This is a genomic window from Aquipuribacter aurantiacus, assembly GCF_051216895.1.
Taxonomy (GTDB): Bacteria; Actinomycetota; Actinomycetes; order Actinomycetales; family JBBAYJ01; genus Aquipuribacter.
In genome coordinates, this window is sequence record NZ_JBPKAO010000001.1 from 230,122 (window position 1) to 244,760 (window position 14,639).

The 14,639-nt window shown below is 73.6% G+C and carries 13 protein-coding genes; 10 read left to right on the forward strand and 3 right to left on the reverse strand.

Going from position 1 to position 14,639, the window contains the following annotated elements:
• Positions 1-52 precede the first annotated feature (52 nt).
• The 10 genes from ACR80Q_RS01155 (at position 53) to ACR80Q_RS01200 (ending at position 9,662) form a co-directional block, all read left to right on the forward strand.
• A complete protein-coding gene (locus tag ACR80Q_RS01155; protein ID WP_435375703.1) occupies positions 53-2,392 on the forward strand; it encodes a chemotaxis protein CheA in 2,340 nt (779 codons plus the stop codon).
• Positions 2,382-2,885 carry a chemotaxis protein CheW gene (locus ACR80Q_RS01160; RefSeq protein WP_435375704.1) on the forward strand — a complete coding sequence of 168 codons (504 nt, stop codon included), beginning with the start codon at positions 2,382-2,384 and terminating at the stop codon, positions 2,883-2,885. The genes ACR80Q_RS01155 and ACR80Q_RS01160 overlap by 11 nt, the downstream gene beginning before the upstream one ends.
• Positions 2,886-2,943: 58 nt before the next feature.
• Positions 2,944-4,545: a methyl-accepting chemotaxis protein gene (locus ACR80Q_RS01165; RefSeq protein WP_435375705.1), complete on the forward strand. Its 1,602-nt coding sequence runs from the start codon at positions 2,944-2,946 to the stop codon at positions 4,543-4,545.
• Positions 4,546-4,641: 96 nt separating this feature from the next.
• Positions 4,642-5,619: a hypothetical protein gene (locus ACR80Q_RS01170; protein WP_435375706.1), complete on the forward strand. Its 978-nt coding sequence runs from the start codon at positions 4,642-4,644 to the stop codon at positions 5,617-5,619.
• 75 nt (positions 5,620-5,694) lie between these two features.
• Positions 5,695-6,867, forward strand: coding sequence for a protein-glutamate methylesterase/protein-glutamine glutaminase (locus tag ACR80Q_RS01175; protein ID WP_435375707.1), 1,173 nt, complete (start codon positions 5,695-5,697; stop codon positions 6,865-6,867).
• Complete coding sequence (locus ACR80Q_RS01180; RefSeq protein ID WP_435375708.1) at positions 6,860-7,921, forward strand: CheR family methyltransferase; 1,062 nt, start codon at positions 6,860-6,862, stop codon at positions 7,919-7,921. Before ACR80Q_RS01175 ends, ACR80Q_RS01180 begins: the two co-directional genes overlap by 8 nt.
• A complete protein-coding gene (locus ACR80Q_RS01185; RefSeq protein WP_435375709.1) occupies positions 7,921-8,328 on the forward strand; it encodes a response regulator in 408 nt (135 codons plus the stop codon). Before ACR80Q_RS01180 ends, ACR80Q_RS01185 begins: the two co-directional genes overlap by 1 nt.
• Positions 8,325-8,777: a chemotaxis protein CheX gene (locus ACR80Q_RS01190; protein WP_435375710.1), complete on the forward strand. Its 453-nt coding sequence runs from the start codon at positions 8,325-8,327 to the stop codon at positions 8,775-8,777. Before ACR80Q_RS01185 ends, ACR80Q_RS01190 begins: the two co-directional genes overlap by 4 nt.
• The gene (locus ACR80Q_RS01195) at positions 8,774-9,136 is read left to right on the forward strand and encodes a response regulator (protein ID WP_435375712.1); all 363 of its coding nucleotides are present in this window, start codon (positions 8,774-8,776) and stop codon (positions 9,134-9,136) included. The genes ACR80Q_RS01190 and ACR80Q_RS01195 overlap by 4 nt, the downstream gene beginning before the upstream one ends.
• Before the next feature lie 19 nt (positions 9,137-9,155).
• Positions 9,156-9,662 (forward strand): hypothetical protein, encoded by a 507-nt coding sequence (locus tag ACR80Q_RS01200; protein ID WP_435375713.1) that lies wholly within the window; start codon positions 9,156-9,158, stop codon positions 9,660-9,662.
• 49 nt (positions 9,663-9,711) lie between these two features.
• Here ACR80Q_RS01200 and ACR80Q_RS01205 read toward each other — a convergent pair whose 3' ends face one another.
• From ACR80Q_RS01205 to ACR80Q_RS01215, 3 genes are all read right to left on the reverse strand, one after another.
• On the reverse strand, positions 9,712-10,764 hold the full coding sequence (locus tag ACR80Q_RS01205; protein WP_435375714.1) for an alpha/beta fold hydrolase: 1,053 nt from the start codon (positions 10,762-10,764) through the stop codon (positions 9,712-9,714).
• A gap of 70 nt (positions 10,765-10,834) precedes the next feature.
• Positions 10,835-12,028 carry a molybdopterin molybdotransferase MoeA gene (locus ACR80Q_RS01210; RefSeq protein ID WP_435375715.1) on the reverse strand — a complete coding sequence of 398 codons (1,194 nt, stop codon included), beginning with the start codon at positions 12,026-12,028 and terminating at the stop codon, positions 10,835-10,837.
• 247 nt (positions 12,029-12,275) lie between these two features.
• A complete protein-coding gene (locus tag ACR80Q_RS01215; protein WP_435375716.1) occupies positions 12,276-14,582 on the reverse strand; it encodes an FdhF/YdeP family oxidoreductase in 2,307 nt (768 codons plus the stop codon).
• Positions 14,583-14,639 lie beyond the last annotated feature (57 nt).

Genomic DNA, 14,639 nt, shown 5'->3' on the forward strand with positions numbered 1-14,639 from the left:
CATCGATGGGACGTGGTCACCGTGACCGCGTCCCGACCTCGATGGGGGCGCAGTGAGCGGCACGACGAGCGGCGCGGACGGCATGGACGGGATGGACGAGATCGTCCAGGAGTTCCTGGTGGAGAGCCACGAGAACCTGGACCAGCTCGACCGGGACTTCGTGGAGCTCGAGCAGGACCCGCACTCGCGCGACCAGCTCGCCAGCGTGTTCCGCACGATCCACACCATCAAGGGCACCAGCGGTTTCCTGGGCTTCGGCAACCTCGAGAAGGTCACCCACGTCGGGGAGAACCTGCTGGCCAAGCTGCGTGACGGCGACCGCACCCTGGACGCGGCGACCACCGACGTCCTGCTGCTGATGGTCGACGCGGTCCGCGCCGTCCTGGCCGAGATCGAGTCCACGGGCGTCGACGCCGCGTGCGACGTGAGCGACACCGTCGAGGCCGTGCGGGCGATCCTCGAGACACCGGTCGCCGACCCGCAGGAGCCGGAGCCCGAGATGCAGCGTGACCCCGAACGGTCGTCCCTCGGCGAGATCCTCGTCGACGAGGGCGTGGTGGCCCCCGAGGTCATCGGCGCGGCGCTGGGCGCCCAGGTCGCCGGCGACCCCCGGTCGCTGGGCGAGATCCTGGCCGAGGCCGAGGTCGTCTCCCAGGAGCAGGTCAGCCGGGCGCTGGGCGAGCAGAGCAAGAAGCGCTCCGCGGTCGAGTCGTCCATCCGTGTCGACGTCGACGTCCTCGAGAACCTCATGCAGCTGGTCGGCGAGCTCGTGCTGTCGCGCAACCAGGTGCTGCAGCTGGCCGCGGACTCCTCCGACGCGGACCTCGTGCGGTCGGCGCACCGGCTCGACCTGATCTCCTCCTCGCTGCAGGAGGCCGTGATGAAGACGCGGATGCAGCCGATGGACTACCTGTGGGCCAAGCTCCCGCGTGTCGTCCGCGACCTGTCCGCGCAGTGCGGCAAGGAGCTCGACCTGGTCATGCACGGCCGCGAGACCGAGCTGGACCGCACCCTGCTCGACGCCGTCAAGGACCCGCTGACCCACCTGGTGCGCAACTCCGTCGACCACGGCATCGAGACCCCCGAGGCGCGCGAGGCCGCCGGCAAGGCGCGGCGCGGCACCCTGACCCTGCGGGCCTACCACGAGTCGGGCCAGGTCATCATGGAGATCGGTGACGACGGCAAGGGCATCAGCCCCGACGTGATCGGCCGCAAGGCGGTCGAGAAGGGCCTGGTCAGCGCGGACGAGCTGGCGGCCATGAGCCGCCGCGCCGTCCTCGACCTGATCTTCCGACCGGGGTTCTCCACCGCCGACTCCGTGACCAACGTGTCCGGGCGCGGCGTCGGCATGGACGTGGTCCGCACCAACATCGAGAAGATCGGCGGCAGCGTCGACCTCACCAGCACCCCCGGCCACGGCACCGTCATGCGGGTGACGATCCCGCTGACCCTCGCCATCATCCCGGCGCTGATCGTCCGCCAGGGTGAGGAGCGCTACGCCATCCCGCAGGCCAACCTGCTCGAGCTCGTCCGGATGAACCCCGACGACCCGACCAAGGGCGTCGAGTACGTCGCGGGCGTCCCGGTGCACCGGCTGCGTGGTCGTCTGCTCCCGCTGCTGGACCTGGGGGAGCAGCTCGGCGCGGACTCCGAACGACGCGCGGAGGCCACCATCGCGGTCCTGCGCAGCGACAACAACGAGTTCGGTCTCGTCGTCGACGAGGTGCTGGAGACCCAGGAGATCGTGGTCAAGCCCCTCGGGGCCGCCCTGACGGCGCTGCCGCTCTTCGCGGGCGCCGCGGTGATGGGCGACGGCCGGATCGCCCTGATCCTGGACGTCCTCGGTCTGGCCGGGGCGGGGCGGGTGTCGCACTCCGCGGCCAGCATCACCTCCACCATGCAGGAGGCCGCCGGCCTCGTCGCCGAGGAGTCCGACCTGCGCAGCCTGCTCGTGGTCCGGACCGACGGCGCCCGCAACGTCGCCGTCCCCCTGGAGCACGTGGCGCGCCTGGAGGAGGTGCCGGCCACCGCCCTGGAGCACGTCGGCTCCACCACCGTCGTGCAGTACCGCGGTGACCTGCTCCCCGTCGTGGAGGTGGACAGCGGCTGGGGCGGGGGCTTCGTGCCCAGCCAGGGCGGCCCGCCGGCCGAGGAGTCGATCGGTCACGTCCCCACCGTCACCCTCGTCGTCTACCAGCACGGCGAGCGCCTGGTCGGCCTGCGCGTGCAGGAGATCGTCGACATCGTCGAGGTCCCCCTGGTGCTGTCCCCGATCGGCGCCCGCAGCGGCAGCCTCGGCTCGCTCGTCGTCAACGGCCACATCACCGACGTCCTCGACGTCGCGGCGCTGGCCGCCCCCTTCACGGCCGAGGAGGCCTCCTGTGCCCGCTGACCTGCTGTCGGTCGCCCCCACCGAGGCCCCGGCGGACGCCGCCGACCCCCTGAGCACCGACGTCATCCAGTACTGCACCTTCTGGGTGGACGAGCTGTACCTCGGCATCGACGCGCTGACCGTGCAGGAGGTGCTGCGCAACCCGGGCCTCACCCCGGTCCCGCTGGCCCCGCCCGCCGTCCGCGGCCTCATCAACCTGCGTGGCCAGATCGTCACGGCCGTCGACCTGGGCGCCCGGCTCGGCCGGACCCCGACCGAACGGCGGATGAACGTCGTCGTCCGGACCGGCGACGGCTCGGCCAGCCTGCTCGTGGACAGGATCGCCGACGTGGTCCAGGTGCCCCGGGCCGGTCACGAGGCGGTGCCGACCACGCTGGCCGGCGTCGCCCGCGAGCACCTGAAGGCCACCTGCCCGCTGGAGTCGTCGCTGCTGCTGATCCTCGACGTCGCTCGTGTCACCACGTTCCGCAACGCCACCGACCCCGCCCGCTGAACCTCCCCGATCCTCACCACCCCCGTCCCTGCCCCCGTCAGACCCCTAGGAGCACCTCGTGAGCACGACCACCGCCGTCCGCAGACCCCGCACCCGGTCCGTCGCCAACTGGAGCCTCGCGGTCAAGATCGCCGTGGTCGCCGCCGTCTCCGTCCTGGTCCTCGGCGGCATCGCCGCCTCCAACCAGTACATGAGCGACATCCGCTCCGACGCCAACGCGGAGTTCCGCACCATCGCCGACGCCGAGGGCGAGGTGCTGCTGCTGTCCAACCGTGCCTCGGAGATCAAGGCCGGCGCCTACCTCGTCGCGCTCAGCGGTGACATCGAGAAGGCGCAGACGGACCTGGTCGAGGACAGCGGGACGGTGGACGAGCTGTTCGCCGAGCTCGACGCCCTCGGGTTCCCGGCCGAGCAGCAGGCGCTGGTCGACAGCCTCCGCGCCGACTTCGCCACCTACACCGCGGCGGTCGGCGGCTACCTCGACACGGTCGAGGCCGACCCGGCGCAGGCCTCCGAGCTGTGGCCCACGGTGCTCGAGGCCGAGGGCGGCATCGACGACTCCATCGACGCCACCACCGAGGTCATCACCGCCGCCCTGGTCGACACCGACACCCGCGCGTCCTCCATGGCCGGTACCACCAGCCTGGTGCTGTGGACCAGCGTCGCCGTCGGCACGCTGCTCGTCGGGCTCGCCGCGTTCCTGCTCTACCGGCTCACCGCCCCGCCGCTGCTGTCCACGGTCAAGGCGCTGGAGACGCTGGCCCAGGGCGACCTGCGGGTCAAGGCGGAGCTGGGCCGCACCGACGAGGTCGGCCGGATCGGCACCGCCGTCGACGGTCTCGCCGCCACGCTGCGGCAGTCCCTCGGCGAGGTCCAGGCCGGCGCCGGTGAGCTGCTGAGCTCCTCGGAGCAGCTGTCGGGGGCCTCCACCGAGGTGGCCGCCGCGGCCGAGGAGTCCAGCCAGCAGGCCAACGTGGTGGCCGCCGCCGCCGAGCAGGTCACCCGCAACGTGCAGACCGTCGCCGCCGGGGTCGAGGAGATGGGCCAGTCCATCCGCGAGATCGCCCAGAACGCGCAGGAGGCCGCCTCGGTCGCCGGTGACGCCGTCTCGGTGGCCGGCGAGGCCAACGAGATCGTCAGCCGTCTCGGCGAGTCCAGCCAGCTCATCGGTGAGGTCGTCCGCGTCATCACCTCGATCGCCGAGCAGACCAACCTGCTGGCCCTCAACGCCACCATCGAGGCCGCCCGCGCCGGTGAGGCCGGCAAGGGCTTCGCGGTCGTCGCGACCGAGGTCAAGGAGCTCGCGACCCAGACCGGCAAGGCGACCGAGGACATCGGCCGCCGGGTCACCGCGATCCAGTCGGACTCCTCCGACGTCGTCGTCGCCATCGAGAAGATCGAGTCGACCATCGCCCGGATCCACGACATCCAGACCACGATCGCGTCGGCCGTCGAGGAGCAGACCGCCACCACGTCGGAGATGGGCCGCTCGCTGTCCGAGGCCGCGGCGGGGTCGGGCGAGATCGGTGCCGGAATCACCGCCGTGGCGGCCGCGGCCGAGGAGTCCTCGGCCCAGGCACAGACCAGTGCCGAGCACACCCGCGGCCTGAGCACCCTCAGCGAGCAGCTGAACGCGACCGTCGCCCGCTTCACCCTGTGAGCGCGGGGGCTCACGGTCCGGGACCGCGCTGACCCGGTGGCGTGAACCGCGCCGCCGGGCAGTGCCTCCCAGGACCTGGCCCGTCACGATGACCGGGTGGTCTACAGCCTGACCAACGCCAGCGCCCTCGGCCTCGACCTCGTCCGCACCCCGGGCGGCGTCGAGGTCGCGGGCGTGCTGCTGCGAGGCCTGCTGTCGCCGGCCGGCGCCGACCCGTCCTCCCCGCCGGTCCGGGGTCCCGCCGACCTGGCCGTGGCCAGGGTGCGGGCGCTCACCCTGGCCGGGCCGCAGGGACCCACCGTGGTCGACCTCACCACCGGTGAGGAGCCCGAGGAGGACCCCGACGAGCTGACCCGCACCCTGCGCCGGATGCTGCGCCGGCTGGGCGCGGTGTCGTTCGGGACGGTGGGCGACCTGATGACCCTGGCCGCGGGGCTGCCCGGGGGCCTGTCGCCGGAGGGCGTGTCGCCGCAGGGCGCGTCCTCGTCCGAGCCGTCGCTGCGGCTGGTCGACGCCCTGCAGGTGGAGCGGGGCCAGGTGCTGGCGGACGCCGTCCTCGCCGCCGTGGTCCGGCACCGCGACGACCCCGCCGCACCCGTGCTGGCCCGCGCCCTGTCGCAGCGCCTGGACCCCGGGGCCGACCTGCTGCCCGCGCTGCCCCCCGCGCCGGCCCCGGGCCGGGCCCTGCCGGGGCAGTCACCGGTGATGCGTCGGACGGCCGAGCTGCTCCAGCGCATCGCGGGCGTGCCGGACCCGCTGGACCTGCTGCCGGCCCACGGGCCGGCGCCGCACGTCTGGGCCCAGCACATGCACGAGGCCGCGTGGGCGGTCGAGACGACCGGTCGGACCCGGCTGGCCGCCGCCGCCCAGCTGGACCTGCTGCGCTGCCTGGACGTGGCGGGGGTGGACGCCGCGACCTGCCTGTCCGGGGTGTGGAACACCTGCAGCGCCGCCGTGCAGGCCCACGTCGTCGCCGACGTCCTCGCGGCCGACAGCTGGACGGTGCTCACGGCCGACCTGCTGGAGGGTCTGGGCGGCACGGCCCTCAACTCCGGCCCCGACCTGCCGATCTGATCACCTAGCGGCCCGTGCGGCCGGTCAGGCAGGTGGAGGACCGCGGTGGCTCAAGGCCGACCCAGGATCAGGGTCGTGTCGGTCGACGACTCCGTCGTCGTCCGCCGGCTCTTGTCCGACGTGCTGCAGTCCGACCCCGAGATCGAGGTCGTCGCCACCAGCAGCAACGGTCGGCTCGGGGTGGACGCGGTCCGACGCCTCAAGCCGGACGTCGTCGTCATGGACATCGAGATGCCCGTGATGAACGGCATCGACGCCGTCCGCGAGATCCGCACGACCGACCGCCGCACCCCGATCATCATGTTCTCGACCTTGACCGAGCGGGGGGCCCGAGCCACGTTCGAGGCCCTCGACGCGGGGGCCACGGACTACGTCACCAAGCCGGGTCAGGCCTCGGCCGTCGGCAACGGCCTGGAGGCCGTCCGCGCGGAGCTCATCCCCAAGGTGCGCGCCCTGGCCGGCCGACCGGTCCGCCCGCCCGCCGTGCCCCGCAGCGCCCTCGCGGCGGCCCGCGCCGCCGCCGCGGCCCGCACCGCGGTGCCCGCCCAGGCCACCGGGGCCAACCGCTGGCTGGCGAACGTGCGCACGCCCCTCATCCCGCGGCGGCCCACGCTGCTCGCGATCGGCTCGTCCACCGGTGGCCCCGAGGCGCTCGCCCGGGTGCTCGGGGCCCTGCCCGCGACACTCACGGTGCCGGTGGTGGTGGTGCAGCACATGCCCGCGGAGTTCACCCAGCTGCTGTCGGAACGGCTCGACCGCACCTGCGCGGTCCGGGTCCGGCACGCCGAGGACGGTGAGCCGCTGCAGGCGGGGACGGTCGTCATCGCCCGCGGTGGCCGGCACCTGGAGGTCGTCCGCGAGCACGGGCGGCTCGTCGGGCGGTTGTCCGACGCGCCCGCCGAGAACTTCTGCCGCCCCTCCGTCGACGTGCTGTTCCGCTCCGTCGCCCACTCCGTCGGCGGCACCGTGCTCGCCGTCGTCCTCACCGGGATGGGCTCCGACGGGACCGCGGGCGCGGCCGACCTGGCCGCCGCCGGCGCGACCCTCTGGGCCCAGGACGAGGCGACGTCCGTCGTCTGGGGCATGCCGGGGAGCCTGGTCGGGGCCGGTCTGGCCGGCGCCGTCATGCCGTTGCCTGCCGTCGGGCCCGCGCTCGCCCACGCCGTGACCCCCCCGGCGCGGGTCACGACCCTCACAACCCCTGTACCCACCGCTGCCGTGCCCACGACCGGAGAGTCCCGTGCCTGAACCGCGCACCACCGCCGGAGCCGCTCCGTCCCGCCCCGTCGCCATGACCGCGGCCGACGCCGTCTGGCTGCGCGACCTCGTCCGGAGACGGTCCGCGATCGTCCTCGACGAGTCCAAGCAGTACCTGCTCGACACCCGGCTCGCGCCCCTGGTGCGCAGCGGCGGGTACAGCAGCGTGGGCGAGCTCGTCGCCCGGGCCCGCGCCGGCGACCGTCACGTCACCGGGCTGATCGTCGACGCGATGACCACCAACGAGACGTCGTGGTTCCGGGACAACGGCCCGTTCGAGGCGCTCCGGACCGTGGTCCTGCCGGCCCTGGTCCGCGAGCGGTCCGCCGAGCGCCGGCTCCGGATCTGGTCGGCGGCCTGCTCCTCCGGTCAGGAGGCGTACTCGATCGCCATGATCTGCACTGAGGTCCTGCCCGCGGGCTGGACGGTCGAGATCGTCGGCACCGACCTGTCCCCGGCGATGGTCGAGCGCGCCCGGGCCGGACGGTACTCCCAGCTGGAGGTCAACCGCGGCATGCCGGCCCCGCACCTGGTGCGCTGGTTCGTCCGCGACGGTTCGCACTGGCAGGTGTCGCCGCAGCTGAGGGCCATGACCAGGTTCCGGGAGGGCAACCTCGCGCTGCCCTTCACCGACCTGGGCCGGTTCGACGTCGTCATGCTGCGCAACGTCCTCATCTACTTCGACGCGGCCACCAAGACCGACATCCTGCGCCGGACGCGGGGTGTGACGCGCCCCGACGGGTTCCTGTTCCTGGGGGCCGCCGAGACCGCCCTCGGCATGGACGTCGGCTGGTTCCGCGAGCAGGCCGCCGGCACGTCGGTGCTGCGGCCCGAGGGGGCGACCCCCGTGGCCGTCCCGCGTCCTCAGGCCGGTGTCGCCACCGGGTCGACCCCCGCGGTGCGCCCGTCGGTCGGTGTCCCCCCGCTGCGGCCGTACCCCCGGGGCGCCGCGGACCCACCGCCCCCTCTGCCCACCCCAGCGCGGACGAGCACCTCGTTCGCGCCGCGCCCCCACCCGAACACCCACAGCCTCGGAGGTCGCTGATGCACGCCCTTGTCGTGGACGACTCCCGGGCGATGCGTCGCATCGTCGCCGGGATCCTCACCAACCTGCACTTCCGCACCGTGGAGGCCGACAACGGCGCCACGGCCCTCGCCGAGCTCGAGCAGCTCACCGCGGCGGGGGACGTACCGGCGCTGGCCTGCATCGACTGGAACATGCCGGTGATGGACGGCCTGCAGCTGGTCTCGGCCATCCGCGCCGACCGCCGCTGGCGCGACGTGACCCTGATGATGGTCACGACCGAGAGCGAGCACGGTCAGATCGTGCGCGCCCTGGCCGCCGGGGCCCACGAGTACCTCATCAAGCCGTTCACCGCCGACGCCATGGCCGACAAGCTCCGCTACCTGGGCCTGGTCCCCGCCCAGGTGCCCGCCGAGGTCGACGCATGAGCGTCGACGGCGAGGTCCTGGCCGAGCTCACGCAGGCCGTCTGGGAGTCCTTCGTGGACGCCGAGCTGCCCCTGGTCGACCTGTACGGCGCCCCGCTGCAGACCGGTGCGGAAGGGGTGGTCGTGGGCACCATCGCCATCCACGGTCCCCAGGCGGGCCGGGTCAACGTGGCGCTGCCCGCGCCGGCCGCGTCGGCTGCCGCCGCCCGCATGTTCGACATCGACCCCTCGGCCGTGGCCGAGGCCGACGTGCACGACGCCACCGGCGAGATCGCCAACATGATCGGCGGCAACGTCAAGGCGATGCTGGCCGGCGAGCACCACCTGGGGCTGCCGTCGGTCACCGTCGCCCCCACCGACCCCTACGACGCCGTCGCGTCGGCCACCCTGCTGTGGGGCGAGCACACCCTGCTCGTCACGCTCGACCGAGCTCCCGGAGGCACGTCATGAAGGTCCTCGTCGTGGACGACTCGCGCGTCATGCGGCAGATCGTGGTCCGCACCCTGCGCCAGGCGGGTTTCGAGGGCGTCGACGTCGTCGAGGCCGCCAACGGCGCGGAGGGCCTCGACGTGGTGCAGCAGGAGCGTCCCGACATCGTCCTGTCGGACTGGAACATGCCCGAGATGACGGGCATCGACTTCCTCACCCACCTGCGCGCCCGCGGCGACGACACCCCGTTCGGGTTCGTCACCTCGGAGGGCTCGCCGGAGATGCGCGAGCGGGCCTCCGGGGCCGGCGCGCTGTTCCTCATCGCCAAGCCGTTCAACGCCGACACGTTCGCCGACACGCTCAGCCCCATCCTGGGCTGAGCAGGACCAGGAGCTCCCCATGGCCTTCACCATCACCCCGCTGGTCGTCCCCGTGCCCACGCTCAAGGGGGTCCGTGACCTGCTGGGCGACCTGACCGGCAAGGACATCGAGGTGGCGTCCGGGGCCGATCCGGTCGCCGTCGGCGGCGACTCCGGCTCCGTCGTCGGGCTGTACGTCGACGCCGAGCTGAAGAACCGCGCCGTCATCGCCTTCGACCTGCGGCTGGCCGCGTACACCGGTGCGGCCCTCGGCCTCGTCCCGCCCGGCGGCGCCCAGGACGCCGTCGACGAGGGCAGCCTGCCGGTGACCCTGCTGGAGAACTGCACCGAGGTGCTCAACATCATGGCGTCGTTGTTCAACCAGGTGCGCGCCCCGCACCTCAAGCTCTACGCCACCTTCGCCCCCGGTGAGACGCTGCGCCCCGACGTCCGCGACCTCGCCGTCCGCTCCGCCCCCCGCGACGACATCAGCATCGACATCGCCCGTTACGGCACCGGCCGGATGTCCGTCGTCGTCATCCCCTAGCCGCGCGCCGCCAGGGCCGGAGGCCTCCAGGGGCGCGTGCCCCCATCCGTCAGCCCGGACCGCCGGAGCCGTCGGTGTCGATCAGGTCCATGTGCGCGGTGATCGCGTGGACGGTGACCGGGTCGGGGTAGGGGAACTGGTGACCCACCCCGTCGAGCCACAGGTGACGGGCGTGAGGGAGCAGCTGCGCGAGCTTCTCGGCGTGGGCCAGGGGGAGCACCGGGTCGTCGGTGCCGTGCACGACCAGCGTGGGCGAGGTGACCTGCGGGAGCAGGTCGTAGCGGGAGCGTGTGACCGCCACGGCGGTCTGGTGCTGCCGGAGGGCCTTGAGGTTGATGCCTCGTCGCCGGCGCAGGACGTAGAGGGCGGTACGGGCGAGCTCGCCCACCTCGCCCAGATCGCTCGCCGCCACACCGGCGATCATGGTCTTGGCGACGAGCCCCCTGATCCGGTTCACCTCACCGCCCAGGACCCAGTACCGCAGGAGCGGCAGCCCGCGCAGGCCGGAGGAGAGCAGGAAGCTGGTCCGGGGCCCCGGCAAGGTGGCGTCGGTCGGGTCTGCTGCCGTGGACAGCAGGGTCAGGGAGGCCACCCGGTCCGGGTGGGCGATGGCGACCTCCTGGGCCACGAAGCCTCCGAGCGAGAGACCCACGAGGTGGGCTCGGTCCACCGACGACGCGTCGAGGACGGCCACCGCGTCACCGGCCATGTCGAGCAGGGAGTACGGGGCCGCCCGGTCCCAGTCGGCCATCCAGTCCGAGGCTCCCGTGCCGCGGTGGTCGTAGCGGATCACCCGGTACCCCGCGCCGCTCAGGGCTCGGATGAACGGCGGTGGCCAGAAGAGGGCGTCCCCGGCCATCGCGGAGCTGAGCAGCACCACGCCTCGTTCCTGTCCGGGTGGCGGGATGCTCTCGTACCAGATCCGCACCTGTCCTGAGGTGGCGAACCCGGTGTCCCCGGTCACGACCCCGCTCACGTCCCCGCTGCGGACGACCCGATCGATGACCGCCTTCACGTCCGCGGACAACCGGGGGCCACCGAGGAGGAGGTAGCCGGTCAGCCCACCGATGCCGGCGAGCAGCCCCAGGGTCGGCCAGCGCATCAGGCATTGTCCGGGGCCGCGCCGGTGCTCGGTCAAGCCCGCCAGGCGAGCCCACCCGCGGAGCAGACCGTCAGGGGCGGGGGAGGAGCTCGACGGGGGTCGACGGGTCCCAGGCGGCCGGCACGAGGGCGACGGCGTCGGCGGCGGCCAGGCCGCGCAGCTGCGCCGGGCCGGCCGGGCCGGACGGCTCGACCTGGCCGGCCCCCGTGTGGCGCACGGGCACCAGCGAGCTGACGGGGCGGCCGCGCTGCTCCCAGCCGACCAGCAGCGCCCGGGCCGGCTGGAGCTCGGCCGTGCCCGTCATCCCGGCGAGCAGCGGACGCAGCAGGACCAGCAGGGCCGCGACCGCGGCCAACGGGTTGCCGGGCAGCCCGACGAGCGGGCGGCCGTCGGGCAGCTCGGCCAGCACCTGCGGGTGCCCGGGCCTCACCGCGACCCCGTCGACCACCAGCCGTGCCCCGACCTGCGCCAGCCACGGCCGCAACCGGTCGGCGGGGCCGGACCCGGCCATCCCGCAGGTGAGCAGCACGTCGGCGTCGCTGCGGAGCATGCCGTCCAGGGCGGCGTCCAGCTCGCCCGCACCGTCCCCGCAGCGGTCCAGGCCGCCGAGACGACCACCGAGGACACGTACCGCGTCGGGCAGCAGCGGCCCCACGGCGTCGCGGACCTGGCCGGGCACCGGCAGCCCAGAGGTGAGGATCTCGTCGCCGGTCACCAGGGCGCGGACCTGCGGGGGGCGGCGCACCAGCAGGGAGTCGGTGCCCGTGCTCGCGGCCAGGCCCGCCACCGACGCGGTGACCAGCCGTCCGGCCTCGAGCAGCACCTCACCGGCCGAGCACTCCTCACCGCGGGGGCGGACATGACGGCGCCCGGGCGCCTCCTCCACCAGCCGTAGGACACCCGCGGCGGTCTCGACCACCTCGACGGGCAGCACGCGCTCGGTGCCGAGGGGGACGAGGGCGCCGGTGGCCACCTCGACGGCGTCCCCGGCGGCGACCGGGGCGGCGGGGACGCCACCGGCCAGCACGCGGCCGCGCACTCGCCACGGACCGGGTCCTGCCACCGCGAACCCGTCCATGGCGGACGCGTCCGCGGCCGGGACGTCGGAGCGGGCCAGCAGCGGCTCGGCCAGGACGGACCCGGGCGCGGCCGCGACGGAGGACTCGGTCGCCGGCAACAGCCGCGACGCGCCCAGCCGGCGCGCCCGGTCGCGGGCCTGCTCGACCGAGGCCCCGGGGCCGTGGTCCCGTCCGCCCGTCGGCACGGGACCGACCCTACCGACCGCCCTGGTCCACCCGGCCGCCCCGGCCGACCCGTCGGGGCCGGCCGGGGCGTCCGCTGCCTGCCAGGAGCTCAGCGCGCCCCCGGCACCGGCGCGTCGGTCCGGCCGACCCGCCGGGGCCGGCCGGGGCGGCAGCTGCCTGCCGGGAGCTCAGCGCGCCCCCGGCACCGGCGCGTCGGTCCGGCCGACCCGCCGGGGCCGGCCGGGGCGTCAGCTGCCTGCCGGGAGCTCAGCGCGCCACCGGCACCGGCGCGTCGGTCCGGCCGACCAGCCGGATGACGAGCGACTTGCTCGCCGGGGTCCCGCTGATGTCGGCCTTGTGGCCCAGCGGCACCAGCACGTTGGTCTCCGGGTAGTACGCCGCCGCGCAGCCCCGGGCCGTGGAGTAGGCCACGACGCGGAAGTTCTCGGCGACCCGGTCGTGGTCGGTGAACTCGCTGACGATGTCGACGTGCTGGCCGTCCACCAGACCCAGCTCGCGGATGTCGTCCGGGTTGACGAACACGACGCGGCGACCGTCGGTGATGCCGCGGTAGCGGTCGTCCAGGCCGTAGATGGTGGTGTTGAACTGGTCGTGGCTGCGCAGGGTCTGCAGCAGCAGACGACCGGCCGGCACGTGCGGGTACTCGAGCTCGTTGGCCGTGAACATGGCCTTGCCGGTCTTGGTGTTCCAGCGACGCTCACGCGCGGCGTGCGGCAGGACGAACCCACCGGGCTGGGCGATCTTGGCCTCGTAGTCGTCGAAGCCGGACACCACGCGCTCGATGCGCGCCCGGATGGTCCGGTAGTCGTCCTCGAACGCCTGCCAGTCCGCGTCCAGCCGACCACCGAGGACCCGCCGGGCCAGCCGGCAGACGATCGCGACCTCGGACAGCAGGTGCTCCGAGGCGGGCTTGAGGCGACCGCGGGTGGCGTGCACGGCGCTCATCGAGTCCTCGACGGTGACGACCTGCTCGCCGGAACGCTGCACGTCGACCTCGGTGCGGCCCTTGGTCGGGAAGATGAGGGCGGTGCCTCCGGTGACCACGTGCGAGCGGTTCAGCTTGGTCGACACCTGCACGGTGAGCTCGCAGCCGCGCAGGGCGGCCTCGGTGACGTCGGTGTCCGGCGTCGCCCGGACGAAGTTGCCGCCCATGCCCATGAAGAACCGGGCCTTGCCGTCGCGCATCGCCTCGATGGCCGCGACCGTGTCCAGGCCGTGCTCGCGCGGGGACTCGAACGCGAACTCCTTGTCGAGCGCGTCGTGGAACGAGCTCGGCATGCGCTCGAAGATGCCCATGGTGCGGTCGCCCTGGACGTTGCTGTGCCCGCGGACGGGGCAGACGCCCGAGCCCGGACGGCCGATGTTGCCCTGGATCAGCAGCAGGTTGACGATCTCGCGGAGCGTCTTCACGGAGTGCTTGTGCTGGGTCAGGCCCATCGCCCAGCACACGACGGTGCTCTTGGACGCGGCGAACCGGTCGGCCAGGCCCTGGATGACCTCCCGGCTGAGGCCGGTCGCCTTCAGCACGTCGTCCCAGTCCAGCTCGGACAGCTGCGCCGCGTACTCCTCGTACCCGGCCGTGTGGGCCTCGACGAAGGAGCGGTCGACGACGCTGCCGGGGTTCTCGCGCTCCTTGTCGAGCAGGAGCCGGCCGACGGCCTGGAACAGCGCCATGTCGCCGCCGACGCGGACCTGGACGAAGTCGTCGGCGAGCTCGGTCCCGGCCAGCAGGCTGACCGGCTTCTGGGGGTTCTTGAACTTCAGCAGGCCGGCCTCGGGCAGCGGGTTGACCGTGACGATCACCGCGCCGTTCTTCTTGGCCTTCTCCAGCGCCGTCAGCATGCGCGGGTGGTTGGTGCCCGGGTTCTGGCCCGCGACGACGATCAGGTCGGAGTGGTGGATGTCCTCGAGCATGACCGAGCCCTTGCCGACGCCGATCGTCTCGCCGAGCGCGGAGCCGGAGGACTCGTGGCACATGTTGGAGCAGTCGGGCAGGTTGTTGGTGCCGTAGCCGCGGACCAGCAGCTGGTAGAGGAACGCGGCCTCGTTGGACGTGCGGCCCGAGGTGTAGAACACGGCCTCGTCGGGGGAGCCCAGGCCCTTGAGGTGCTCGGCCACGAGGTCGAACGCCTCGTCCCAGCCGATGGGCTCGTAGTGTGTCGCTCCCTCGCGCTTCACCACCGGGTGCGTGATGCGGCCCTGCTGGCCGAGCCACCAGTCGGTCTTGTCCTCGAGGTCGGCCAGCGAGTGCTCGGCGAAGAACTCCGGCGTCACCCGGCGCAGCGTCGCCTCCTCGGCGACGGCCTTGGCGCCGTTCTCGCAGAACTCCGCGGGCGAGCGGTCCTTGGGGTCCGGCCACGCGCAGCCCGGGCAGTCGAAGCCGTGCTTCTGGTTCAGTCGCAGCAGGGTCCGCCCGGTGCGGACGGTGCCCATCTGCTGCCACGACAGCTGCAGCGACTTGGCGACCGCAGGCACACCGCCGGCGTAGTCCTTGCGCTCCTCGACGGTCAGGTCGCTGTCGTCGAAGTCCTCGCGGGGGGCCTTGGTGGCCACGGGCTCTCCTCTGGTCGGTGCTGGGTGTGCCGAACGGGTCCGTGCCTCGAGTGCGTG

Bases quoted from the DNA above. Each gene is read 5' to 3' on its own strand.
- ACR80Q_RS01205 (WP_435375714.1), bottom strand. From the start codon at position 10,764: ATGCGCTGGCCGACCCTGGGGCTGCTCGCCGGCATCGGTGGGCTGACC.
- ACR80Q_RS01190 (WP_435375710.1), top strand. From the start codon at position 8,325: ATGAGCGTCGACGGCGAGGTCCTGGCCGAGCTCACGCAGGCCGTCTGG.
- ACR80Q_RS01195 (WP_435375712.1), top strand. From the start codon at position 8,774: ATGAAGGTCCTCGTCGTGGACGACTCGCGCGTCATGCGGCAGATCGTG.
- ACR80Q_RS01200 (WP_435375713.1), top strand. From the start codon at position 9,156: ATGGCCTTCACCATCACCCCGCTGGTCGTCCCCGTGCCCACGCTCAAG.
- ACR80Q_RS01185 (WP_435375709.1), top strand. From the start codon at position 7,921: ATGCACGCCCTTGTCGTGGACGACTCCCGGGCGATGCGTCGCATCGTC.